Raw genomic sequence first — 1134 nt, forward strand, 5'->3', positions numbered from 1 at the left:
CACGGCGGTGCGCAGGGCGGCGGAGTAGGTCTCGGCGTGGGCGGGGGCGGCGGTCAGGGCGGTGGTGGCGGTGACGGCGGCCAGCAGGGTGGCGGCCCAACGCAGGGTACGGGTCACGGTCGGCTCTCCCGGTCAATCGAAGATAGCGGTACCTCGATATATACAGGTGTCGACCGGCATGGCAATGGTCTGCAGGCGAACAACTGCAAAACAGCCGCTCCGCCGGCGGCAGCTGTCAGTCTGTCGCCTCCGAAACGGGCGGCCGGTACTGGTAGACCTCGGTGTCATCGAGCCTGCCAGCGAGGACGTAGACCTGCTCAACCGCGGGCGCGGCGACATCGCTCGCTCCGACGTAGACGCCCGTCTGGGGCAGCTTGGCCACCGCCGGCGGACTGCCGTCGGCGGTGACCTCCACTGGCATCAGTCTCCCGTCGACCGGTCTACCCAGAAACCAGGCCTCTACTGCCGCCACTACTCCGCCTACCGCATGTCGGAGCTGAATTTTCGCCACTGACCGGAGGCGATACGAATGAGGCGTGCGGAGGCAGGAGCATGCCCCGCACCTTCCTGTACTGCGTCACGTGTCGCAGGCGATGCCGTCGCCGTCTCGGTCGAGCTTGTAGATGTCTGAGCCGACTACGCGGACGGGCCCGTCTACGTAGGCGGGGCCGTCGCCGCTTCCGCCGGCGCAGTCGACGTCGCTGGCGATGGGTACGCAGGCACCGCTGTAGCGACCAGAGCACCATCCGGGTCGTGCCGGGGAGAATGCCGCCCGCCAGTTGCAGCGGCCCGGCCACCAGGCCCGAGCCGTAGGAGCGAAGGACGGGCGAACGCCAGCCCAGACTGTGCCCGGCCAGAGCTGCCAGCACGACCCGCATCGCCACATAGACGCCGGCGAACAGCAGGCTCCGATCACCGTAGGCGCCGGGAATCATCAGGGCCAGCAGCAGGCTGCCGAGCCCGAGGGCCAGGGCGATTGCGTAGTCGATCGGTGGGTGCCCTGAGCTGGGAATCTACGGGGTGAGTGGCCTCTGTGGAGGCAGGTAGAGCGGGTGAGATCGCGTCGGTGATCATGGAGTTCTCTAGGCTTCACGACACCCCGAGGACCTCACCCGCCGATGTCATCATGCCCGA

The 1134-nt window shown here is 67.9% G+C and carries 2 protein-coding genes; both read right to left on the bottom strand.

Annotated features, from left to right (window positions below; all coding sequences use genetic code 11):
• Positions 1 to 235: 235 nt before the first annotated feature.
• On the bottom strand, positions 236 to 415 hold the full coding sequence (locus tag JNW87_RS38945) for a hypothetical protein (protein WP_238455494.1): 180 nt from the start codon (positions 413 to 415) through the stop codon (positions 236 to 238).
• Positions 416 to 440: 25 nt separating this feature from the next.
• Positions 441 to 935 (bottom strand): hypothetical protein, encoded by a 495-nt coding sequence (locus tag JNW87_RS41955; RefSeq protein ID WP_375373621.1) that lies wholly within the window; start codon positions 933 to 935, stop codon positions 441 to 443.
• Between the last annotated feature and the right edge of the window lie 199 nt (positions 936 to 1134).

The organism is Micromonospora sp. ATA51 (assembly GCF_016802855.1).
In the GTDB taxonomy this organism is placed as follows: Bacteria; Actinomycetota; Actinomycetes; order Mycobacteriales; family Micromonosporaceae; genus Micromonospora; species Micromonospora sicca.